Raw genomic sequence first — 22,373 nt, 5'->3', positions numbered from 1 at the left:
ATTTGTTTAAACGCAGTGAGAAAAAGGGAACCAAAGTTCCAGCCGAAGAATAAGATAGGAAGGACATGAATAAAGTTCGTTCTTTTGTTATTTTAAGTCTCTTGATTGGGCTTGCACTATTGTGGGTTCCGCGGCAGCCGATAGATCCATTGGAGTTGATAAATCCATTTAAAATTCTTCAGCTGATTTTGTTCTTAGCTTTGATTCAAATTCTGGGTGTTGTGATCATGCGGATTTTCAATGAGAAAATTGGGGGTATCGCTTTGGGAGTCGTGAGTGGTTTTATTTCCAGTACGGCTTTTACGGCATCACTCTCTAAGCAAAGTCATCAGGCCAGTGAAGATGAGGTGCGGTTGTTGAGCTTGTCTTACTTAAGTTCTCTTTTGGGAATGGTTGTTGAGGCTATAATACTGGTTTTCATTGGCACGACGCAAATGCACTGGGAGTTTTTAGCGATCGTTTTGGTGCCGACTCTTTGGACAGTGGGTTTGATTTATTGGCGAACTTATCGTTTGCGGCACGTCGTATTTAAGAAAGATCCCGTTCCTTCTTTAGATATTGCTTCTTTGATCAAGCTGGCAGTTTTTGTCGGTATTTTTTTGATTCTCTCCAAATTTTTGCAAAGATTTTTTGGGAAATCCGGCATTACTTTTTTAACCTTCCTGGTTTGTCTATTTGAATTGCACGGCTCTGTTATTGGGAACGTGCAGCTTCATGAATTGGGACAGTTGTCCGTGCGCGACCTTGGCAATCTTTTGGCGATCGGCATTTTCGCATCTTATTTGGCCAAGATGATGCTGGTCGAAATGTGGGGAAGCCCACCGCTTCGACGAAGAGTGAGGCTTTATTCGCTTCAACTCATCTGTTCTTTGGCGGTGGGATGGTTTACTTTTTTTTGGATTCTTAAGGATTGAAAACTAAAGTGATATAGACAAAGAACACAGTCAGATGCACGGCTCCTTCAAGCAAGGTTGTGCGTTTGTTTGAAAATGTCAGCGTGCTTAAAAGTAACGTCAGTGCAAGCAAGGTCATCTCTGTCGGTTTAAGTCCAAGCACCACGGTCTGGCCTGTTACAAGACCGATGATCAAGACAGCCGGAACTGTGAGGCCCACTGTGGAAGCAGCCGCTCCTAAGCATAAGTTGATCGCGCGTTGTAAATCATTACGAGCCACAGCCTTTAAAGCACTGATGCCTTCGGATGTGAAGACCATTGCAGCGACAACAACCCCGCCGAGTGCCGGAGGCAATCCCAAGTAACCGATACCGTGATCCAAAATTTTAGCTAAACTTTTTGAAAGAAAAACGATGGGAAGAATATTTAATAGCAGCAAAACGGTGTGCATGAACACCGTGTGTTTGCTGATGGTTTGTGGATCTTCTGAAGAATGATCAGCCTTCGTCGCTTCAAGAGCGTCGGGATGAACAAAAAAAGCCTTGTGACGTCCTGTTTGAGTGATGAGAAAGATTCCGTACAGCACGACCGTGAATATGGAAAATGCGATGGCTTGTAAAGGTGTGAGGGTGCCGCCGGATGTAGAAGTTGTGAAGTTCGGCAAAATCAATGCTACGACTGTCAGCGGAATCAAAATCGCGAGATAAGAAGCCGAACCTTGAAGGTTGTAAGACTGCTCGCGGTATTTAAATCCACCAATGAGTAGCCCCAAGCCGACAACGCCGTTGAGAACGATCATAAGAACCGCAAACATCGTGTCACGACCCAGAGTCGGAGCTTCTTTGGCTCCTAACATGACAGCGGCGACAAGAGCGACTTCAATAATCACGATGGAAAGCGTTAAGATCAAGGTGCCAAACGGTTCCCCTAAAAGAGCGGCTAATTCTTCGGCCTCATGAACGACGCCGAATGCGGACCAGAGGATGACAGCGAAAAGCCATACAAAGAAACCTGTTAGAATAAAAGGGGAGCCCAATTCATTCAGCCAACTTGCACCAAAGGTGAAAAAACAAAGAACCGAGGCCCAAGCGACAATCAGTCTGACAATTGAGATTTTTTGCAAATGATCTCCCTGCTGAAGGTTCTTCCAATAATCATTGAAAAAAACGCGAGTCTCAACAACAATGCCTTTATGTCGCAGGAAATAAACAAAAAAGAAACGGCTCTCAATCCGACAGTCAAACGTTTGGGGTTCATTTCATTTCTTGCGGATGTCTCAAGCGAAATGCTTTATCCTATCACGCCTATTTTTTTAACCACGGTGCTCGGAGCTTCCGTTACATCGCTGGGAATTATCGAAGGTACGGCTGAAGCAACCGCAAGTTTATTAAAAACATATTCGGGCTTTTGGTCTGATCGCATTCGCAAAAGAAAAGTCTTCGTGTGGGTGGGATATCTTTTAGCGGCCTTGGCAAAACCCCTCACGGGACTTGCACAAAGTTGGACTCATGTTTTAGGTGCACGCTCTTTTGATCGCGTGGGTAAAGGTTTAAGAACGGCGCCTCGCGATGCTTTGCTCGCGGAATCTGTTCCAGAGAATCTGCGCGGAGCCGCCTTTGGTTGGCATCGTATGATGGATACCTTAGGCGCTGCGATCGGCCCCTTGCTGGCGATTCTTTATTTACAGTATTCCAGCAATTTAAGACTGATTTATTATTTGGCGTTTATTCCGGGACTTCTTGCGGTCTTTGTTGCTTTGACGATCAAAGAAAAAAGGCAGGAGTTGCCCCCACCACCAAAGCATGAAAAGTGGGCCGGATTTTCTACGTTACCGTCACGTTTTAAATATTATCTTTTTTCCTGGACGATATTTTCTTTGACGAATTCCAGCGACGTTTTTTTACTACTAAAAACGAAACTTTCTGGAATCTCTCTGACAGACACTATTTTGATGTATTGCTTTTATAATATTGTGTATGCCTTGGCGAGTCCTTCATTGGGAAAACTCTCTGACAAAATCGGCCGTAAAAGCGTCTTAGTATTTGGTCTTGTGGTTTTTGCTTTGGTTTACGTGGGATTTGCTTTTGCCTCAGTCCCTTTGCACTTCTGGAGTTTGTTTGGTGTTTACGGTCTCTTTATGGCGGCAACGGAAGGTGTCGGAAAAGCTTTCGCTATTGATTTAATGGACAAAGATAAGAAGGCCACGGCGGTAGGTTATCTTGGCACCTTCACTGGCATTGCGACCTTGTTTGCCAGTGCTGCGGCGGGATTTTTGTGGGACCACTACGGCCCCGTGGCGACTTTTTTGTATGGTGCCAGCGGAGCATTGATTGTGTCGGGAGTTCTTCTTACACGAAATTGGTCTCGCGGGACCTAATAAAGATTTTCTAGTTTTACTTTCGTCAGTTCTAATTCTTTTAAAAGCTCGTACTTTCTTTTTTGAGAGGAAAACCATCTTTCCGTGGCTCCCACCAAGTCAGGCGAGTTCTTAATACCGCGTTTGTACTCGCTCACGGTCATATCAAAATATTTTCTGGAAGTTTCAAGTTTGCGTTCATTGATTTTATAGAGGTCCATCAGCTCCGTCATTTTCTCTTTCAGAGTTTTCGAAGTGCTGATCGAATCAAATACAGCCTGTTGCACTTGAGCTTTCTTCGCTAAAACGTCAGCGCCTGCCGCCTTGTTCTTTTGATAAGTATCAAATCCTGAAAAAAGCGGAATACTAAGTTTTAAAGCGTACTGGGACTCATTAAACTCCCAAGGAGTGTCTTCTGTAGGAGTGATTCTGCCAAAGCTATAGACGAAATCAAGAGACGGCAGAAACTCTGATTTGATTTCATTTTTCTCACTTTCACTAAAACGACTTAAAAGGTGGGATCGCTGCACATCAAGGTTTTCCTCTGGCGCATGGGCAGGAAAATTTGCAAGTGCCGTAAAGTCTTCATAAGAAATTTTCTCAAGCTCGGCATCATCAATATCGCCTCCAAAAAGCTGCACAAGTTTGTGATGGGCTTCTTGATGGAACTGATCAATCTGGCGTTTTTGAATGCGCAGTTCTTCTTCTCTTAAATCGAATTCGAGATTGTCGACAGAGCTCGTCAGACCCGAAGAAACTTTTTTTGCGGCCATTTTCTTTTGTTCTTTGGTGATGTTCTCTTCTTTAACAAGAATTTCTTGCAGACGGTGTAGATAGATCATCTCGCCAACGACTTCGGTCAGTTGCTGACGCAGTTCGCGTTTTTTCTTTTCATAGTCGATTTTGGCGATTTGAACTTCAAGAGCCTTTTTGTCGGAGACCGAAACATCGCGGAAGCCTTTAAAAATATTAAGGCGGCCATCGAGATATCCAAAATAGCCGCGGTCTCTTTCATTTGGATCGTCGAGGTGAACTTCTCCCCAACCGCCAACGGCTTCGAGTGTCGGATAGTAAGAAGAATAAGAGGATTTGCGCAGTCTCTCTTTTGACGTGATTTCATTTTCTAAAGATTGAAGGCCTTGATTTTTTTCAACCAATTGCTGTTCAAGGGAGCTTAATCCTTTAAGTGCGTAAGCGTTCGCGCTTAATAAAAAAACGATCAAAAGAGAGCTTGTTCTCATGTCTTTTCCTATACCTTATTTTTCAACTTGAAACTTAAAACTGTCTTTTTTACCGGAAGTTTCTGTCGTCACGTTCACTTCAAGACGATAAGCATTTTTAAAATCCACTTGGGTTACAAACGCGCCGTCTTTATTTTCAAGTTTCAAATTTTCTGCTTTGCCTTTAGGTGCTTTTGCTGTGGCTGAGACTTTCACTTGAGATGCATTTAGGTCTTTTCCTTCGTGAGAAACAGGATAGATTTTTAGTTCTGTTCCGGAAACCATGTACTCAAGATTGATTTCTTTTCCAGGCAGAGCGGTGCCTCCGTGAACGGCTTTAATCACTCCCGGAGTTTCGTGGCCTTCATGGGCTAGAACCGGTTGTAGAAACAAGATCGTGCTGAGCGTGATTAAAATATTTTTCATAGATTCTCCTAATGGTGTGTTGGTTGTAGTTCTATTTCTTTTGATTTTATATTTTGTTCCGCGGATTTTCTTCCAAAATGAAAGAAGACGGTCGGCGTTACGAACATATCTAAGAGTGTGGAGCTGATCAAGCCACCGACAATAACGACCGCTACAGGATGAAGAATTTCTTTTCCTGGGTCGCCTTTGGCTAAGACCAACGGAAGAAGTCCTAAAATCGCCGTCAGAGCTGTCATCAGAACAGGGACGAGCCTTTCTAGTGAACCACGAATGACCATTTCTTTCGTGAACTGTTCTCCTTCGTATTTCATCAGGTGCAGATAGTGTGAAATCATCATAATTCCATTACGGCTTGCGATTCCGCACAAGGTGATAAAAGCCACCATAGTTGCGATTGAAAAAGATCTGTCTGTCAGGAAAATAGCGACCAAGCTTCCAATCAACGCCATCGGAATGTTAAGCATAATCTGAACAGCGATAAAAGAAGACTTAAAGTGAGCGTAAAGAACAATAAAGATGCCGATCAATGACAAAACACCTAAAAGCAGAATCAAACGGCTGGCCGAACGCTGACTTTCAAATTGCCCGCCATACTGAAGGAAGTAGCCTTCAGGGACTTTCACGTCGTTTTGGATGCGTTTTTGAATATCCATCACCAGACTGTCGAGATCACGTCCTGAAGAGTTCGCGGAAACCACAATTCTTCTTTGCGCATTCTCACGGCTGATTTGATTGGGACCTTGGGACTCATAAACGTCCGCAATTTTTTCCAACGTGATCTTCGTTCCATCGGGCATAATTTTTAAAGGCGTCTTTTTGATCAATTCTAAATTAGCGCGGGAATGATCGTCAAAACGCATGTACACGTTGAAAGTTCTTTGTTGCTCAAGCACTTGACTGATCACTTCACCATTCAAAGCTTTTTCTAAAGTCTCTGAAAGATCTCCCAGCACAATACCGTATTTGCCGGCATCTTCTCGCAAGAGCTGGATTTTTACTTGCGGAATAAGAACTTGTTGTTCTACTTGCAAGTCGACAAGACCCGGAGTGCCTTCAAGCGCTTTATAAATTTCCGCCGCCTTAGCACGAAGAACATTTAAATCACTTCCGAAAACTTTCACGGCAATTTGCGCGCGGACACCGGAAAGAAGGTGATCGAGTCTATGAGAAATGGGCTGACCAATATTAATGAATACTCCAGAAACTTGTTTTAGTTTTTCGCGCATCTCTTGCAGGACGATTTCACGAGGACGACCGCCTTCTTTAAAATCGACGTCGATTTCGGAAGAATGCACTCCTTCCGCATGTTCATCAAGTTCCGCACGCCCTGTGCGACGGGCAACGGATTTGATTTCAGGAATAGACAGAAGAAGGTTTTCGATCTGCAGGCCCAGTTTATTGGATTCCTCTAGCGAGATTCCAGGCTGAGCCAGGGCACTGATCGTGGCTGTACCTTCGTTGAATTTAGGCAAGAAATCACGACCCATAAAAGGAATTAAAAGCAGAGAGGCTGCGAACAAGGCCACGGCTCCGCCCATCACAAGGCGATAATGATCCAGGGCTTTCACAAGAACTTTGCGGTCCCAGGCTTTGAGTATTTTTACGAGTTTTCCATCTTCGTGCTCAGCAAATTTGTCTTTGCTTAAAAGGACAGAGCATAAAACAGGCGTGATTGTTAAAGAAACAAATAGGGAAGCAATCAATGAAATGATATAGGCCACACCGAGCGGAATAAAGAGACGTCCTTCAATGCCGCTCATATAAAAGAGTGGCAAAAAGACGAGAACAACAATAATCGTTGCAAAGACGATGGAATTGCGGACCTCCGACGAGGCATTGTAAACGACCTGCAATGCGGGCAGGGGATGGGCCAATTTTTTATTTTCTTTAAGACGACGAAAGACATTCTCTACGTCGACGATAGCATCGTCGACAAGCTCACCAATCGCAACAGCCAAACCTCCCAGTGTCATGGTATTGACGGAAAGTCCGAAATAATGAAAGACGATGGCGGTAACAAGTAAAGACAAAGGAATAGCCGTCAAGGTGATGGCGGTCGTACGAATATTTAAAAGGAATAAGAAAAGAACGATAAACACTAAAATCGTTCCGTCGCGAAGGGCTTCTTTGACGTTATCTGTAGCGGCTTCAATAAAGTGTGATTGTTTAAAAAGATCTTTTGTCAGAGTCGCGCCCGGAGGAAGAGCTTTTTCTAAATCTTGAAGGGCTGTATCTACAGCTTTTGTAAGCTCAATGGTATTTGCGCCGGGTTGTTTTTGAATGCTCAAGATAACAGCTGGCTGGCCATTCACACTTCCGTCACCGCGTTTGATTTGCGCTCCGATTTTTACTTCGGCAATGTCTTTTACGAAAACAGGTTTTCCCAAGTGAAGTCCGACCACAGTATTGGCAATGTCTTCTTCAGAGCGTATCGTTCCGATATTGCGGATCAGGAATTCTTTTTTATCGATATCGATGTATCCGCCAGTCGTGTTTAAGCTGATTTTTGAAAGGGCTTTTTCAATATCTTCTAAAGGTAGCTGTGCTTTTTGAATTTTCTCGGCCGATAAAAGTATTTGATATTGTTTTACCCCACCTCCGATGGAGATCACTTGCGCAACTCCAGGAATTGCTAACAAGCGGGGGCGAATCGTCCAGTCTGCTAAGGTGCGCAAATCCAAAGGGCTGACTTTGCCGTCCGCAGAAGAAAGACCAATGAGCTGAATTTCTCCCATAATGGAAGCAATCGGTCCCATGACAGGAGTGACTCCTTGAGGAAGCTTTTCTTTGGCAAGCTGAAGTTTTTCGGCCACCAACTGACGGTTGCGGTAAATATCCGTTTCCCAGCCAAATTCCACATAGATGACGGAAAGCCCAATGCCTGTCGTGGAACGAACCCTTTCAACTCCGGGAAGTCCGTTTAAAACGGTCTCTAGCGGTAAAGTGACTAAAGTTTCAACCTCTTCGGGAGCCATGCCCGGAGCTTCGGTCATGATATTCACAGTGGGACGGTTGAGGTCCGGAAAGACATCCACGGGCATTTGACTCACAGTAAAAAGGCCGTAAGCCATGATCAGCACACCCAGGGCAATGACAAAAAGGCGGTGGGTGAGTGAAAAACGAATGATCCGGTCTAGCATGCAAACTCCTCTGCCGTAACTGTCTCTATTAAGAGGCGACGAGGCACTTTGTGACAACAAATTTATATATATTACGCACGGTTCGTGCCAGAGGTTGAATTTCCCATCGAAGATGCAAAAACTTTAGACAAAAAAAGAAACATATTTTGAGAGTCATTGAAAGCGTCAAACAATTGGTGAGACCACTAGTTCATGATGATCCAGTGTGGCCAAAAAAGTTGAGAGCGTTCGGCGAACTTTGTAATCCTGTTATTAATAACCACACAGGAGTCGCCCATGAACACAAGGATTCTGTTAGTCGCATTAGGACTATGTGCACTGTCAGCCGGATGTCAGAAAGCTCCGGAGACCAGTGGGGACGTAGAATTATCTAGTTCGACATCTTCAGTGAGCTGCAAACCTGGTTCACAAAAAATCAGTCCAGACGCTTTGCAAATCCAAGGTGAGACTGTTGGCCAAAAAGGCGAGGCCATCAGTTATAAACTTAATGAGCAGCTTTCTTGCGATGGTTCCCAACAGGTTGTTTGGAAAACCGTTGGTGGAAGCACGACTGTCGCTCCAAGCGTAACTTCTGTGTTTAAAAAAGCCGGCACATATATTGTGACAGCCCATGTGGAAGATTCTTCTATAGCAAGCTCTAGCAGGGTTGCGGCAAAAGCCACAGCTGATACGACAACGACTCAAGAGGTTTCGTTTAAAACAGTGGTTGTTGGCAGCGAAATCGTGATGATTGCTCCACAAGTCGGTGTGACAGGACAGCCTGTCACTTTTGATTTGGGTGTGCCTAGTACCATCAATCTTCTTGAAGCTTATTGGACATTTGGAGACGGAACTCCATCTCAATATAGTAAAGATCCTATTGCGCACACGTTTGCGGCGGCTGGAACTTATCTAGTGAAAGTCGTGGTTGTCGGAAATCCAGGCGGTGAGAAAATGCTCACTCAGTCTATCGTGATTTCTGATGAAGAAGTGGTGTGCAGTGCCGCAGCGGCGATTTCTGGTCCTTCAGAAGTTAAAGTCGGTGCAGCAGCGACATTGTCTTTGTATATGCCTCAGTGCTTAGCGGATCAAGTGGGTGCGATCCGTTGGGATTTTGGTGACAGCAGCACGGCTTCAGGCCAAACAGTGCAACATGCTTATGCAGCAAAGGGTGCTTACCAAGTTACAGCCGTCTTGTATAAAGGTGATTCAAGCCAAGTTCTATTTACTTTAAAACACAATATCAACGTAACAGAAACAACTGTGGATCCAGAGCCAGAACCCACTCCGACTCCGACACCAGAACCTTTGGCTTGTTCCGTGAAAGATTCAACACGTGAATCTCAAGGCGAGTTGTATTCTGAAACTCAAGCTTGCGGATTGAACGGAACAAAAGAAGTTTCCTACCGTGACCGTATCAAAGAACAATGCCAAATGGTTGGTGAAACTTTGAAATGGGTTGAAGTTTCTAGAACAAAAGAAGTGACTAATGAAGGTCCATGCCAAGGTCAGTCTTGTACATTGCCTGACGGAAGTGTTTTGGCGAATGGTGGATCGAAAGTTCTTTACTCATCACAAACTCCAGCGGGTTCTTGCTCGAGTGTCAGCCAAGAAAGAGTTTGTAACAACGGCGTGCTTTCAGGTTCCGATGTTTACAACCAATTCACTTGCCATAACGGTTGCGGTGATTTCGGTTCTCACGGCACTGTGAAAACAGGTGTTGTCACAGGTGAAGTGAAAGTTTCGTTGACATGTGCTTACGGTGAAACGGGTTTCTTTGATATCTTCAATGAAATCTCAGACCAGGCTTGTACAGATGGTCAAATCGTGACTTCAAATACACGTCAGGGTTCAATCAAAACTCCAGGCGTATGTCCTACATATAAATACGTTCCGACAGAAAACTTCACGGCTTGCTCTGCAGATTGTGGAGGAAAACAAAGCAGAATCTTCATCTGTGTCGATGATAAAGGCACACAAGTGAGCAACGACCGTTGTAAAGACAGCGTGTACCCAGTGGAAGAACGTCTTTGTGACGGAAATCCAGATGCGGTTCGCAGATCCGAATCAACAACGGCAACAGAAGAAGCGAACAGCTCTCAAACATGTCCTGCCAACCAGATCGGCGTGATCGTGAATACTCGTGATGTGACAACAGTGAAAAACTACGCTTGTATCGATCACTCTGTGCAGCTTGAAAGTCAAAACGTGGTTTACGGTGCTTGGGTATCACAAAGCTACTGTAAAGACTACGTGGCACACAGATGTTCACATGACAGCTTAAGCAATACCGATGCTCAAGGCCGTTATGACTGGATGGTGAAGTGTCAAAATCAATTGCCAGTGGTTAAAGAGTTCCTAGATCAATTTGAAGATCTTAAAGTAAAAATGGGCAGAACTTCTGTGGCCTTGAACTCCAGCGGTCAGCATTTGTATCCAAGCTTCATGGACCGTTCGTTCAAACCAGAGAAACCTTGGATTGCGCCTAAGAATAAAAACGCACCTTGCACGATGCCTTCAACGGCTTACGTAGCAATCGTGTGTGTGTCATCATGCTCGACTCCAGAACAGTTGATCCTGGCTCAAGAGGCGGCGAATGAGAAAATGAAATACGTCCCATTCATTGAGGCCTTTACTAAGAACTATGCCTTCGTGGCGTCATTGCAAAGCGCCCAATCGATGGGAAGTAAAGCTGTGCAAAAAACAAAAGTCGATCAATGGGTGAGTGAGGTCGTCGATAGCGAACATGACATCTTGATCTTCAAAATGAAATCGGGTCGTGAGTTGAAAGTGACTCCGAACCATCCGGTTGTTGCATCGAATGGTTTCATGAAAGCGGCTGCTGAATTCAAAGTAGGTGAAGACCTTGTGCTTGTCGGCGGCGTCCTTGATCCGATTGTATCGATCACACCTGTGAAGTACTTCGGTAAAGTCTATAACGTCTTTGTGAACTCGACAGCGATTCACCATAATATCCTTGTTCTCAACGGATACCTGAATGGATCTGCGTACTTCCAGAATGACGGCGCGAAAGAAATGAACCGCTCGTTGTTCAGACAAACACTGACTCGAGGAGCCTTCTAAGATGAAATCTCTTAAGATAGCTCTCGCGGTTGGGGTTGTAGGAATCGGAGGAGCCATGATGTTCATGGCTTCTTCTGAAAACAAAACTGAAATCAAAGAAAATAAAAATCCAACGGTGATAACAGGAACCCCTGACAAGAGGGTTCCTGTTTTGCCGACCATGGACTCTCGCGTCGGGTTCGTGGCTGAACACGATTCGGCGGCCGTCTCTCCTGTTTGGCAGAATTTCATTTATAAATCCGAATTGAATGAATACCGCCAGCTTCATGCAAAAATCTTTTTAACAGATGAAGAAAAAGTCTTTCGCAAAGACCTCGTGAAAAACGAGCAGGTCTTAAGATCTTTACAGGAACTTTTGCAAACACCGGCCACGGATGACAATTCCACTCAGATGCAAAATGCCGCTTTGGATTTATTATTTGAAGCTTTGCAAACGTCTGCCGACGGTGAAGCCGCCCGCGTTTTAAAAGCAGTCGTCAGTAATCCTACGGTGGAAGATAAGTCCGTTAATTTAGAAACGCGAAAATCTTTGGCCGGAGTGAAGGCCGAAATTTTATTTCAAATGTCTTCCATGCATCCGCAAACAGCACAAGAGCTAGAACGCTTGTTGCCAGGTCCGGTGAGCCAGCAACTCTGGAGCAACGTCAAAGCCCAACAACAGAACAATCTTGCAGAGTCGACTTTACAGAAAAGAAAATAGCCGCCTTGACAGGTGAGACGACAATCCCAGCGTGAGACAAAGAACATTTAATGAGCTCTATTCTAGAGCATTTTCGTAAAAACTTGAATCAGATTTGAAAGCAAAACCCTCTTCGCTTCCCTAAAAGTGCCGAAAGGTATAGGGAGAGTTGGAGGGGGACGTAGTGGGATTTCAACTTCATAAAATCATTCTGATATATTTCAGTTTCACTCTTCTTGGGTGCGGAATAGAAGCCAGCTTCATATCCAGCAAGTCCTCTGTCGCCGTTGAGAAACTCGATAATTCGGGTGTTGTCACCGACACAAATCAGAACTCCTTTTTAATGGAAGGAATATGTAAAGACATTTCGGAAGTCGTTGTGTCGACGGACTCCTTTAGTGTGAACACGCCCTGTATCGACAACAAATGGAGCATCAACTTGGATCTATCCGCTTTGTCAGGCCAAGTGATCAATGTGAAGCTTGTCGGGGTCAGTAAAACCGGAACAAAAGATCCAAGCACGTCAGTAAAATTAACAAAAAAACTTCCCTGCGGTTTTGATAATCAAACCATTCAAGATGGTCAGAGCATTGTAGCTTACACCAGCAACACTGTTGCTCCTGGCGACTCCTGCTCTAGCATTGCCGAAACGCGTTTGTGTACGAATGGTGTTTTGTCAGGCTCAGCCGCTTTTTCAAGCTGCACCGCGGGAGCTGAAAATGCGGCCGTTGTTACTGTTGAAGAATTCGAAGAACGTGTCAGCGAAACGGCGGGTGCAAAATCATTTACCTTCAGAATGTCCGAAGCGAAAACATATCCGGTGGTCGTGAAGTATTTTGTTTCTGGCGATTACGTCTATATGCTTGACGCGGATTTAAATCCCGCGGGAACTGTGACGTTGAACCCGGGAGAAACCAGCAAGACGATCAGCTATCAGGTTCTGAATAACGGCGTGGCGCAGCCAGAACGTCTTTTACAAATCAATCTTATCGGAACTGACAAGCCGATGGTGAGCCTGGGAGAACACTATCAAGGTCGGTTATTTATTATGGACAACGACGGTGGCTCAAGTCCATCCATCGATAAAGCTTTTGTAGTGGGCTCACAAATTACCTGCATGATTACGACGGACGGAACTTTGTACTGTGGTGGCGCGCAGTTTTTAGGAACACCCGTCGAAGTGGATGCGGGAGTGAAGTACGTCAAGATCGAAGACAGTCAGCAAGGAAATGGTGACAACCAGTCCTTCTGCGGTTTGACGACGACAAATAAAATCAAATGTAACGACGGCACCTCGACGGCGATGACGGTCGTTGATGCAGCGACAAATTATATTGATTTCGATTCTGAGTACAGTCTGTGTGGTATCACCGATGGAAATGAGATGAAGTGTGAAACCGGACTTAATTCGGGAACTTTGCAAGTCGTGGATTCCGGAACCCTTTATAAAAAACTGGCCAAATCCTATGATCGCGTTTGCGGTCTGACGATGGCCAATACAATTCGTTGTTCTTCCGCGAATTATTGGTCATTGCCGAACACGTTCGAAGATTGGGACGTGGGCAACCTGTATTCGGATGTCGTGACAAGTGGTCAATCTGAAGTCTATGCTCTCTCGACAACGGGCGAATGGAAAGCCGTTTGCGGTTATAGCGGTTGTACGCCGACGGTTTTACATGCGGGAACAACGTACACAAAACTTTTCCGCCAGTGTGCGGTGAGTTCGACGGGCCAGGCCAGTTGCGAGAACTCATCTTTGACTCTGAATTATAATTTTAAACACATCTATGCGACAGGTTCTGGCGGAAACTATCAACGCGCCTGCGGAGTGACGACGACAGGTGAAATGCTTTGCTGGAATACCAGTGACTGGAATTATGGTGGCTGGAAGGGTATTGATGCCATCGCAGCCGGAACACCGACAACGCTTCAAGGTCTTGATAATGTCGCCAATGTGTTTTCGAATATTTCGAGCAGCACCTGTGCCGTTTTGACCAACGGAAAAGTGCAATGCTTTAACGGGAATGTCGAAGGCATTTATAGATCCACACCAGTTGATGTGAAAGCCTATGGCTCTTACAGCGTTAAGGAAATTTTTAATTCATGGCATTTCCTCAGTTCCGATGGCTACGTTATTTATAATAACTTCGGAACCCTGACCCAGGTGGATACCGTGAAGTACACGCGCTTTAACAATGCCGGAGGCTGGATGTACAAATTCTGCGGATTCACGGAAGATCAAAAGATCCGCTGTCAAAAAAACGACGGTTCATTTGAGGAGCTTTATTCTGGAGCGACAATCAAAGATTATGCGGGAAGCCCTGATCAGGGTTGTTATCTTAATAGTTCAGGACAGCTTTTATGCTGGGACAACTATTATAATTCACTTCCAACTCCCACCGTTGTTGATAACACCGACACGTACTCGCAAATTTCCGGTCACTATCAACGCGGTTGCGGGATTGTTGCAACAACGGGAGCGATGAAGTGCTGGGACAATAGCTGGAATTATACGGCGGACCCTGTCGTCTTCACAGTGCAAGATCCCGGAGTTCAGTTTGTAAAAGTCTTGGCCCCTCAGGGCGGGTATTGGGATAATAAAGTCTGCGGTATCACGACAACGGGCGTGTTGAAGTGCGGGACTCGTAACGGTGCTTACGCCGACGCCGATCCTGGGACGACTTATTCAAAAATTATCACGTCTTCGTGCGGAATCACCACGGCCGGAAAATATCGTTGTGCCGATGGATTTGCTGCTGGCGGAGTTTACCTTAATTGGAAACGTCCGATTGTCGTGAACAAATGGTTTACCAATTAAAGCAAAGCCCTGACGAACGGGTCAGGGCTTTATGATCTCTTAACGAGGTTGAACTTCAGGGCAAGATGGGAATGTGAAACGTTTCCAGAAGCTTTGACCAGCTTCACCGCGAGTCACAAACACTTGTGTGTCGATCGTGCGAGGAACAGTCACTGTCACTGTGCCAAACTCTACGCACTCAGGAGAACGCTCACCACCGCCTTCAAGGCGCAAGCACTCTGGACGCTCATAGGTGCGAGGAACAGAAACGATTTTAGTTTCATAGCGCACGCAATCCCATTCAGTGTAAGGACCGCCACCTTCGCCACCCGGAGCATACACAGTTCTTGGCGCAAGTTCGGCACATTGAGTGGTCGGCTCGATGGATCTGATTTCTGTATCGGTCATACAGGCATTTTCAAGTTTGATGCCGTTGATGGCATAGCCATGTGTTACAACAGCATCGCGATCCGCGAAGATCTGCGACCAAGAGCTCCCTGAGTGAACGGCGTGAGCGCTTGTTGAAATCAAAAGTGCTGCCAAAGAAAATAAAACCTTTTTCATTATAGACTCCTTACCATCGCTGTGGCGGTTATTGTTTGTTCGCGTGATGAGCAAGTGCTCGTCAACACACGAGCGAAGCTACAAAGAAACACCCGGAACGGTCTAAATACAAAAATGTAATTGCGAACTGACATTGAAATAGTGGGATTTCATCTGCAATTACACAAAAATGCAGAAAGAATCCCATTTCATTTTTGAAGGGAAGGCCGCTGAAATTTGCGGACATAATTTTCTCTGACGTGCTGACTGATATAGGTGCTAAGCCCTTTTCCAGAGCGAGCCAGGCGCTTCATTTCTTCGACATGCTTACGGCCTGGACGTTGATAATTGTAAATATAAACACTGCCATCAACAAATTGAATGGTGATGGAATCATCGGTCATTTCGTAAGCGATCACGCCGGAATTTTCACTTAAGTTTCCGTAGCGCATGGCAACCTCTTTCTCCGTAATTTTATCGAACCTTGCCAGAGCGAAAAATTAGATATCCCAGCGACTGTTATTTTAAAATTATCGAACGATGACGTTTTTGGTGACCGACAGATTTATAGACAGTCGAAAGCCACTCTATTGTGGGGCTTTCTCGGAATGAGACTTGCTACGTCTTATGACATGAAAAAAGCGGGTTCCCTTCTATTGGTTTTATTGACGTTAACGGCCTCTGCCAAAGCCCTTGAGGTGTCTGACAGCCTGGTTAAAAACCTGAGCTGCCAAAGCCTCAGCGTTGAGAATATCTACAAATCCATTCGCGACGACGCCTTCCATGAAAAGCGCAATATTCCTATGAGCAATTGGGAGTTCCGCATGGGAGCAGCCCCCTTAGCTGTATGTTGGGGGCTTTCAAGCACTCAACGCGTAATTTCTTATCTGGCAAGATATAACACGCCTTTAAAGGACAGCCCGACGAGCATGACCTCACTTTTTGATATCCTCCGTGGCGCCACCATTCATCAAGTGGTGAATCAGGACGAAAAACATTTCAGCACTTATTTGGCCGATCAACCGATTCAAAAGCTTTCTGTTTTCGCCGTCGAATCAGACAGTCTTGCAGAGAGTGAAAAACGTGGCCAGGGGTCTCTGTGGAATTTATTGGAAGAAGGCTACACGCAAAAAATTGGCGACTTTAAGCATAAGCGCAGTTTTAAAAACGAGATTGAAGCCAATCAAGGAAATCATTTCTTCCAAGCGGCAAATCTGGCGATGGTCGTTAAGAGCGCGGAAAGATCTCGCGAGGAGAATGAAGCCACCATCGAACTTTTGAAAAGTAATTTAGATCAACGAAAACTCACGTTGGTGAATTTGCGCTTAAACCGCACAACCCAACACATCGTGATGGCGAAATCTTATAAGGTTTTTAAAGGCACGATCGTCATTGAAGTGTATGACTCCAATAGTCCGGAAAAAGATCAGTATCTTTACTTTGATACCGTTCAAAAAAGATTTTACGCTCCAGAAATTTTTTATCAGGGAGAGTATCTGGGGGCTTACGTCGTCAGTGAAGAAGAGCGCGGTTTGATTGAAGACGCCCTGATGAAGTACTACCAAAATCTTTGCAATAGCGGAAACTAAGGTCGTGGTGTCGGCGGACGAGGTTCTGGATAAGAAACTCTGTTGCCAACGCCTGAAAGCATCAGCGCGTAAGAATCATGACTTGTGTGAATTTTTAAAAGGCCTTCCGCGAATCCCTCGCGAAGACACCAGTACGTCACCACAAATTCGCAGCTTTTACCGGGAGCCAACTCTGGCGGGCAGTTTGTCGAAGCGGTGAAAGAATCTCCGGAAATTTTCCAACTGATTTGTGTGAGCGTGCTCGAGCCATTATTACCCAAAAGAAACTTCTGTGTTTTATTTGCTGAGACAGGTAAAAGTCCGAAATCCATGCGCATGTTGAACTCGGCAGCAAAAACAGTCGACGCCATGAACGAACTGAATAAAACGAAAAGCACCGTTAACTTTTTCATGCAGGAATCCTCTTTTCTTTTTCATTGCGCTCGCAGCTTAAAAGAAAGTCAAACATCGCGAGACATTCTAAGGACACAAGTGTTTTGGATAATTTTGCGAACACGTCTCATGCCTAGTTACATAGCCTGCACCGTTGACCCTGCAAAGACCTTCGCTGAATCTGGATTTAGAAACGGAGGTAAAATGTTTTCAGCTCTTGTCTCTTTGCTTATGCTTTTTTCTCATTCGCAGGCGGCCGAACCCAGTTCGTGCACTTCTTTTCAAGAATACAAAATGGGTGTGAATCTCAAACGCACATGGTTTGAAACCTCGGGCGTGTGCATGCTTTCAGTCTCACCGGCGGATGCTTACAAGAATCTTGTCTATCGCGATTATTCATTGGCTACAGACGGGATGTTCATGGTTTTTAATCTTTACGGTAACGAAGGTGATTTCGGAGTGAGGGACTTTTTTATGTTCCCAAGAACTTCAAGTGCGCTCAGCTACCAGTGGAAAGAAGACACCCGCGAACTTCTGGTGACCCATGTGACTGGAGATGTTTTTACTTTCAATGCCGATACGGCTCAGTTGAAAAGCATTTCGGGAGCGACGGTGAAGGTGAGTGCTACGGTTTCTCGCAGCAATCGCGGCGGTGTTGAAGTTCAAGACTATAAAGGTCTTCTGTTAGATACAGGTTTCACACTGAATCAAGATCCTGCGCAAAATAGCAAGGCGACGTCGTCTCTTAAAAAGAGTGCGTCTTCATGCTCGGTGCAAAATAAAAATCTGTTCCGCTATATGAGTGACGGCGACATCGTGTTTCGCTATCAAAACGACAAAGACTTCTTTGCATATCTGAAGTCTGCCTGTCCAAAATTGAAATAATTAAAATTAGAAATTAAAAAGCCCATCTGAAGATGGGCTTTTTTTTAAAGAGCTCTAAGAAGGTCGATAAAGGCTTTGCGATCGTTATTCAGATCCAGAGTGTGAACTTTTAAATTCACCTGACGAACAAAGCTGGAGTTTGAATTCGGATTTTCTTCAAGAAGATCGCGATAGATCAGCTCATGCAGAACGAGCGCCGCTTTCTGGTCTTCATCCATCGTGTTCCAAACTGCGGGATTGATCCAGTACTGCTGAACTCCGAAACGAGTTTCATTGATTTGTACGATGCCGACGCGCAAACGGCAGTCCGTATATGGCAATTTGATTTTACCTTGATCGTGAGGGCTGTATTGGTCCAACTGAGCCATCCACTTGATTTGGCTTTTCCACTCGCCCAACCATTTAAGATATTTGCGAGCTTTCTCCATGTCGACGGCCGCAATACGACCAATCAAATCAGAAGCCTTAGTTAAATAGAAACGTTTCGTGGAGTAGTGGATCTGCGCACCTTGGGCCTCACCTTCAGCGATTTCCAAAGCTTTGATCGGAGAGTTTAAGCACTGAACGGAATAACCACCGTTACGAACCACATACTGTGCAAAAGACGGAAGGCCGATAAAAAGAGTACAAACTAATACCAGATATTTCATCATTGCTCCTTGCCTGCATGAACGGGAACCAATTGGATGCCTAATGTATAGATCTCAGTGCGCTCGCCTTGAGTGAGTTTTGTATAGACCTTCTTCCAGCACTTTTCGATTTCCTTTTTAGCCATTGGAAGATTTCTAGGGTTGATGGCCATGCTCATATAAACCATCTCGCGCTTATTGAGGGGCACTTTCGGGAAGATGTCTTTGGTTTTGTCTAAAGACTCCTGGTGAAAGCGCTGGATATCGAAGTTGGGAATATCGCTTTCCGTAGAAAGACTGCGAAGTGTTTTGCTTAACAGTCCGTCGCTATTGGATTGCAAAATACCAAGCTTCAGGAACTTGCTCACGATCATTTCCGTTTGTTCAAAAGAAAGGCCGGTCTTTTCAGCGATGGTCATAACATCCAAACCGTCCACGGAAAGATCTGTGGCGGCCAATGTATGAAAGTATTCGGCACTTGAGATCTCGGAAAATTCGTTGCGGCTGAGAACTCTTTCGATGGATTGCGTGGCTTTTTTACGGTCTTTTTCAGAGTCGTAAAACTTGTAAGCGACTTCCACATCTCCAGGAGTCAGACGAAGAGCGACGATTAATTTTTCCAAATTCTTTTTTGAAAGAGAACGTTTGCCAGTCAAAATTTCCGAAAGATGTCCTGGAGAGATCGTCGACTTCTGCGCCAGAGCACGCAAGGAAAAGCGGGGATTGGAAACTTTGATGGCTTCAAATTTGGTCGATAAAAATTGATTCAACGTTTTCATACAAGGGGCGTATTTATTAGCACCTTTCAGGTTTTTACAATGTTAAAATTTAGGTGCGGCTATTAGCGCAATGCTTCTACGCGGCAAAGTGTTCGATGGTTTTTAAAGAACAAAAACCAGAGTGAAAAAATTTCCAGGTATTCCGCCGTTTTTTTCGAACATCTTGTTGTTCGATTTTAGAACATTGAACAGTCTTTTCTGTCAAACTCTTGTTCAGAAACCCTAGGGCTCCGATAGGAAACGTGAATGTTTTTTAGCGGAGGCACTGTGTTTCAAAGATGGAAACCACTAATCATTTTGATTTTTGCGATGAGCGGGATGGCTCAAGCATCTCCGGCGTCTCTCACGTATCAAGGTCGTATTCTAAAGACAGACGGCACTCCGCTTGAATATGCGAATGTGTCTTTTTTATTTCAAATCCTAGATCCCTCTGGCGACTGTTTGATTTACCAAGAGCAAGTGAACAATGTAAATATGGCAAAATCCAAAGGAGTTTTCGACGTGGCTATCGGAAAAGGCTCAATGCAGTTTCCGACAGGCGGTGGTTTTACAATTCTCGATGCGTTTAATAATTCAAAAATATTTACCTGTGGCACTTGTTCGGTGGCAGGAGGCAGTTACACATGCACAGATGGGGCGACGACTTATACATCTGTGATGGGCGATGAACGTAAACTGCGCGTGTCTTTTTATGATGGTGCAAGTTGGAAGACGATCTCGACGGATAATTCCATTCGTTCAGTTCCTTTCTCGGCATTTGCTCAGTCAGCGCAAAAATTGGGAGACAATGTTCCCAGTGATTTCTTGACGAAAGTGGGTTTGCCGAATTGCGGAGCGAATACTTTTTTAAGCTGGAACAGCGCCACAGGCACAATGACTTGTGCGGGTGTGAGCGGAGCCAGTGGTGGAACCGTCACGAACATAGCGACAGGCACGGGCCTCACAGGCGGTCCTATCACCACGACGGGGACGATTCAGCTTGCCGATACTGCTGTGACAGCGGGCTCTTATGGATCTGCAAACCAGGTGGCGACGTTCACGGTGGATGCCCAGGGACGATTGACCTCTGCCGGCCAAACGGCCATCACGCTTGCGATCAGCGACGTTTCCGGATTGAATGCGGCTCTTGCAACTTACCTCACGCAAACTGCGTTTAACGGTTATGTCGCTTCTGCAAATTGTACGGCCAGCGAGACCATGTACTGGAGTTCCGCGACTGGAAATTTTCAGTGCCAAGCCATCAACGTAGGACTCGCCGGAGACGTCACAGGTTCCATTGGTGCCAGCAAAGTTGTGGCTTTGCAAAATCAACCTGTCGATGCGACGGCTCCCACGGCAAATCAAGTTTTGCAGTGGGACGGAGCAAAGTGGATGCCTGCAACTTTGCCTGCCGGAAATCCTGGAACGCTGACAGCGTTAACGGGCGATGTTTCTGCCAGTGGCTCGGGTTCTGTTGCTGCAACAGTCAACTCTGTCGGCGGTTCTACAGCAGCGAATGTGCACGCTGCTGAATTAGCCACTAACGCCGCAACAAATGCAAACACGGCGAGCACGATTGTAAAGCGTGATGCTTCGGGAAATTTCTCTGCCGGAACGGTGACGGCGACCTTAAAAGGAAATGTCGTGATCACAGCGGGAAGCGGCTCGAATACCGTGACTCTCTCAGGACCCACAGGAGCCATCGGCACAAGTTACGTTTTAAAACTTCCCACAGATGCAGCGACTGTGAACGGCCAAGTGCTGACGTCAGATACTTCAGGAAATTTAACTTGGACAACTCCTTCAACAACAGCGACTTCTTACTCAGGAGTTTTACCCATTGCCAATGGCGGAACAAACTCCGCGACGGCTTTAAACAATGGTCGCATCATGGTTTCCAATGCGGGAGCCATTGTGGAATCCGCAGCCCTCACCAATGGTCAGCTGCTTGTGGGTTCTACGGGCGCGGCTCCTGTCGCAGCGACACTTTCTGCTGGAACAGGTATCAACATCACAAACGCGGCGGGTAGTATCACGATTGCGACGACGGGGGCTCCTCCGACGGGAAGTGCTGGTGGAGATCTTTCAGGAACTTATCCCAATCCGACACTGAACACGGTGCCCGTCACCAAAGGTGGTACGGGACTCACTTCCGGCACTGCGGGAGGAATTCCTTATTTTGCAACAGCAACAACGATGGCTTCAACAGCAGCCGGAACTGCAAATCAGGTTTTAAGAATTCCTGCTGGTGGCGGGAATCCTGATTTTGGTGCCATCGACATCAGCCAAGCCGCGGCTATCACAGGCTCTCTGGCTCTTGCCAATGGCGGGACGGGAGCCACGACAGCAGCGGGCGCAAGAACCAATCTTGGTTTGGGAACGGCGGCAACAAAAGACACAGGGACTGCTTCAGGAAATATTCCTTTGATTGGAACATCTGGCATCACGAACAATAAAATGTGCACGTCAGATGGTTCAGGAAATTTAATCTGCAACACGACGATTCCAACGCCTTCCCAGTGGAATACAACGGGCTCGGATATTTACTACAACTCTGGCAAAGTCGGTGTCGGTACCAATGCACCGGCAACGGCTTTGGATGTCGATGGTGCAGCGACCTTCCGACAAGCGTATTTTGAAAAAGTAGGAGCGCTGGGAACTCTTTCCTGTTCGTCGACGAACATCACAGGCTTTACGACAAATCTCTACACGCTCACGGCGTGTGCTTCAGGAACAACGACTTTGAATATTCCGGCGATCACAGGATGGCCGTCAGGAAATATGTCTTGGACGGTCACGTTCTTTGTGACGGGTCAGACGAACAGTGTTTTCAATGTGAGTTACAACGGTGGGACGACAGCAGTGTTTTGGGATAAAAATTCCACGGGGGGCAGCGGAGGTTCGAGCTACCCGGGTTTCCTAGTTAATTCCGGCAGCACAAGCGTGATCAGCTGTGTTGTTCTTAATACCGGAGCTGTCGCCGTTTATTGCGGAGTCGCCGCTCAATATTAAGAAAAAGGAAT

Annotated in this window: 17 protein-coding genes; 8 read left to right on the top strand and 9 right to left on the bottom strand. The window is 45.7% G+C overall.

Translation table 11 applies throughout. From position 1 onward, the window contains the following. Positions 1-65 precede the first annotated feature (65 nt). Positions 66-914, top strand: a complete 849-nt coding sequence (locus tag ACLSSO_RS13700) for a DUF4010 domain-containing protein (protein ID WP_413943153.1) — start codon at positions 66-68, stop codon at positions 912-914. On the opposite strand, the gene ACLSSO_RS13695 is transcribed toward ACLSSO_RS13700, so the two are convergent. Continuing rightward, complete coding sequence (locus tag ACLSSO_RS13695) at positions 904-2,016, bottom strand: calcium:proton antiporter (RefSeq protein ID WP_413943152.1); 1,113 nt, start codon at positions 2,014-2,016, stop codon at positions 904-906. The two genes, ACLSSO_RS13700 and ACLSSO_RS13695, sit on opposite strands and share 11 nt — an antisense overlap. Before the next feature lie 69 nt (positions 2,017-2,085). Between ACLSSO_RS13695 and ACLSSO_RS13690 the strand changes: the two genes are divergently transcribed. Then, positions 2,086-3,270: an MFS transporter gene (locus ACLSSO_RS13690; protein ID WP_413943151.1), complete on the top strand. Its 1,185-nt coding sequence runs from the start codon at positions 2,086-2,088 to the stop codon at positions 3,268-3,270. Here ACLSSO_RS13690 and ACLSSO_RS13685 read toward each other — a convergent pair. From ACLSSO_RS13685 to ACLSSO_RS13675, 3 genes are read right to left on the bottom strand one after another with little or no spacing between them, the layout of a single operon-like run. Beyond that, positions 3,267-4,490: a TolC family protein gene (locus ACLSSO_RS13685; protein ID WP_413943150.1), complete on the bottom strand. Its 1,224-nt coding sequence runs from the start codon at positions 4,488-4,490 to the stop codon at positions 3,267-3,269. The genes ACLSSO_RS13690 and ACLSSO_RS13685 overlap by 4 nt on opposite strands. Before the next feature lie 15 nt (positions 4,491-4,505). After that, complete coding sequence (locus ACLSSO_RS13680; RefSeq protein ID WP_413943149.1) at positions 4,506-4,895, bottom strand: hypothetical protein; 390 nt, start codon at positions 4,893-4,895, stop codon at positions 4,506-4,508. A gap of 8 nt (positions 4,896-4,903) precedes the next feature. Next, on the bottom strand, positions 4,904-8,035 hold the full coding sequence (locus tag ACLSSO_RS13675; protein WP_413943148.1) for an efflux RND transporter permease subunit: 3,132 nt from the start codon (positions 8,033-8,035) through the stop codon (positions 4,904-4,906). Positions 8,036-8,311: 276 nt separating this feature from the next. On the opposite strand from ACLSSO_RS13675, the gene ACLSSO_RS13670 reads away from it, so the two are divergent. The 3 genes from ACLSSO_RS13670 (at position 8,312) to ACLSSO_RS13660 (ending at position 14,595) form a co-directional block, all read left to right on the top strand. Then, positions 8,312-11,098 (top strand): PKD domain-containing protein, encoded by a 2,787-nt coding sequence (locus tag ACLSSO_RS13670; RefSeq protein ID WP_413943147.1) that lies wholly within the window; start codon positions 8,312-8,314, stop codon positions 11,096-11,098. A gap of 1 nt (position 11,099) precedes the next feature. Next, positions 11,100-11,798, top strand: coding sequence for a hypothetical protein (locus ACLSSO_RS13665; protein ID WP_413943146.1), 699 nt, complete (start codon positions 11,100-11,102; stop codon positions 11,796-11,798). A 163-nt stretch (positions 11,799-11,961) separates the two neighbouring features. Then, entirely contained in the window at positions 11,962-14,595 is a 2,634-nt protein-coding gene (locus ACLSSO_RS13660) for a hypothetical protein (RefSeq protein WP_413943145.1), read from the top strand. A gap of 39 nt (positions 14,596-14,634) precedes the next feature. Here ACLSSO_RS13660 and ACLSSO_RS13655 read toward each other — a convergent pair whose 3' ends face one another. Both ACLSSO_RS13655 and ACLSSO_RS13650 read right to left on the bottom strand, forming a co-directional pair. Next, complete coding sequence (locus tag ACLSSO_RS13655) at positions 14,635-15,138, bottom strand: hypothetical protein (protein WP_413943144.1); 504 nt, start codon at positions 15,136-15,138, stop codon at positions 14,635-14,637. 188 nt (positions 15,139-15,326) lie between these two features. Next, positions 15,327-15,569: a hypothetical protein gene (locus ACLSSO_RS13650; protein ID WP_295905856.1), complete on the bottom strand. Its 243-nt coding sequence runs from the start codon at positions 15,567-15,569 to the stop codon at positions 15,327-15,329. Positions 15,570-15,725: 156 nt separating this feature from the next. Here ACLSSO_RS13650 and ACLSSO_RS13645 point away from each other — a divergent pair, with 156 nt between their 5' ends. Beyond that, complete coding sequence (locus ACLSSO_RS13645) at positions 15,726-16,706, top strand: hypothetical protein (protein ID WP_295905857.1); 981 nt, start codon at positions 15,726-15,728, stop codon at positions 16,704-16,706. Here the strand turns inward: ACLSSO_RS13645 and ACLSSO_RS13640 are convergent. Continuing rightward, the gene (locus ACLSSO_RS13640) at positions 16,703-17,098 is read right to left on the bottom strand and encodes a hypothetical protein (protein WP_413943143.1); all 396 of its coding nucleotides are present in this window, start codon (positions 17,096-17,098) and stop codon (positions 16,703-16,705) included. The genes ACLSSO_RS13645 and ACLSSO_RS13640 overlap by 4 nt on opposite strands. A 184-nt stretch (positions 17,099-17,282) precedes the next feature. Between ACLSSO_RS13640 and ACLSSO_RS13635 the strand changes: the two genes are divergently transcribed. After that, positions 17,283-17,963: a hypothetical protein gene (locus tag ACLSSO_RS13635; protein ID WP_295905859.1), complete on the top strand. Its 681-nt coding sequence runs from the start codon at positions 17,283-17,285 to the stop codon at positions 17,961-17,963. A gap of 44 nt (positions 17,964-18,007) precedes the next feature. On the opposite strand, the gene ACLSSO_RS13630 is transcribed toward ACLSSO_RS13635, so the two are convergent. After that, complete coding sequence (locus ACLSSO_RS13630; protein ID WP_295905860.1) at positions 18,008-18,616, bottom strand: hypothetical protein; 609 nt, start codon at positions 18,614-18,616, stop codon at positions 18,008-18,010. Continuing rightward, the gene (locus ACLSSO_RS13625) at positions 18,613-19,371 is read right to left on the bottom strand and encodes a TIGR02147 family protein (RefSeq protein WP_295905861.1); all 759 of its coding nucleotides are present in this window, start codon (positions 19,369-19,371) and stop codon (positions 18,613-18,615) included. The genes ACLSSO_RS13630 and ACLSSO_RS13625 overlap by 4 nt, the downstream gene beginning before the upstream one ends. A 267-nt stretch (positions 19,372-19,638) precedes the next feature. Between ACLSSO_RS13625 and ACLSSO_RS13620 the strand changes: the two genes are divergently transcribed. After that, the gene (locus ACLSSO_RS13620; RefSeq protein ID WP_413943142.1) at positions 19,639-22,362 is read left to right on the top strand and encodes a beta strand repeat-containing protein; all 2,724 of its coding nucleotides are present in this window, start codon (positions 19,639-19,641) and stop codon (positions 22,360-22,362) included. Positions 22,363-22,373: the final 11 nt, after the last annotated feature.

This window comes from Bdellovibrio sp. HCB-162, from assembly GCF_047344985.1.
GTDB lineage: Bacteria > Bdellovibrionota > Bdellovibrionia > Bdellovibrionales > Bdellovibrionaceae > Bdellovibrio.
This window is presented reverse-complemented; position numbering and strand designations above follow the sequence as displayed.

Excerpts from the sequence above, each read along its gene's own strand:
- ACLSSO_RS13670 (WP_413943147.1), top strand. The coding sequence starts at position 8,312 with ATGAACACAAGGATTCTGTTAGTCGCATTAGGACTATGTGCACTGTCA.
- ACLSSO_RS13680 (WP_413943149.1), bottom strand. The coding sequence starts at position 4,895 with ATGAAAAATATTTTAATCACGCTCAGCACGATCTTGTTTCTACAACCG.
- ACLSSO_RS13645 (WP_295905857.1), top strand. The coding sequence starts at position 15,726 with ATGAGACTTGCTACGTCTTATGACATGAAAAAAGCGGGTTCCCTTCTA.
- ACLSSO_RS13685 (WP_413943150.1), bottom strand. The coding sequence starts at position 4,490 with ATGAGAACAAGCTCTCTTTTGATCGTTTTTTTATTAAGCGCGAACGCT.
- ACLSSO_RS13640 (WP_413943143.1), bottom strand. The coding sequence starts at position 17,098 with ATGAAAAAGTTAACGGTGCTTTTCGTTTTATTCAGTTCGTTCATGGCG.
- ACLSSO_RS13630 (WP_295905860.1), bottom strand. The coding sequence starts at position 18,616 with ATGATGAAATATCTGGTATTAGTTTGTACTCTTTTTATCGGCCTTCCG.
- ACLSSO_RS13665 (WP_413943146.1), top strand. The coding sequence starts at position 11,100 with ATGAAATCTCTTAAGATAGCTCTCGCGGTTGGGGTTGTAGGAATCGGA.
- ACLSSO_RS13625 (WP_295905861.1), bottom strand. The coding sequence starts at position 19,371 with ATGAAAACGTTGAATCAATTTTTATCGACCAAATTTGAAGCCATCAAA.
- ACLSSO_RS13700 (WP_413943153.1), top strand. The coding sequence starts at position 66 with ATGAATAAAGTTCGTTCTTTTGTTATTTTAAGTCTCTTGATTGGGCTT.
- ACLSSO_RS13690 (WP_413943151.1), top strand. The coding sequence starts at position 2,086 with ATGTCGCAGGAAATAAACAAAAAAGAAACGGCTCTCAATCCGACAGTC.
- ACLSSO_RS13655 (WP_413943144.1), bottom strand. The coding sequence starts at position 15,138 with ATGAAAAAGGTTTTATTTTCTTTGGCAGCACTTTTGATTTCAACAAGC.
- ACLSSO_RS13675 (WP_413943148.1), bottom strand. The coding sequence starts at position 8,035 with ATGCTAGACCGGATCATTCGTTTTTCACTCACCCACCGCCTTTTTGTC.
- ACLSSO_RS13635 (WP_295905859.1), top strand. The coding sequence starts at position 17,283 with ATGTTTTCAGCTCTTGTCTCTTTGCTTATGCTTTTTTCTCATTCGCAG.
- ACLSSO_RS13650 (WP_295905856.1), bottom strand. The coding sequence starts at position 15,569 with ATGCGCTACGGAAACTTAAGTGAAAATTCCGGCGTGATCGCTTACGAA.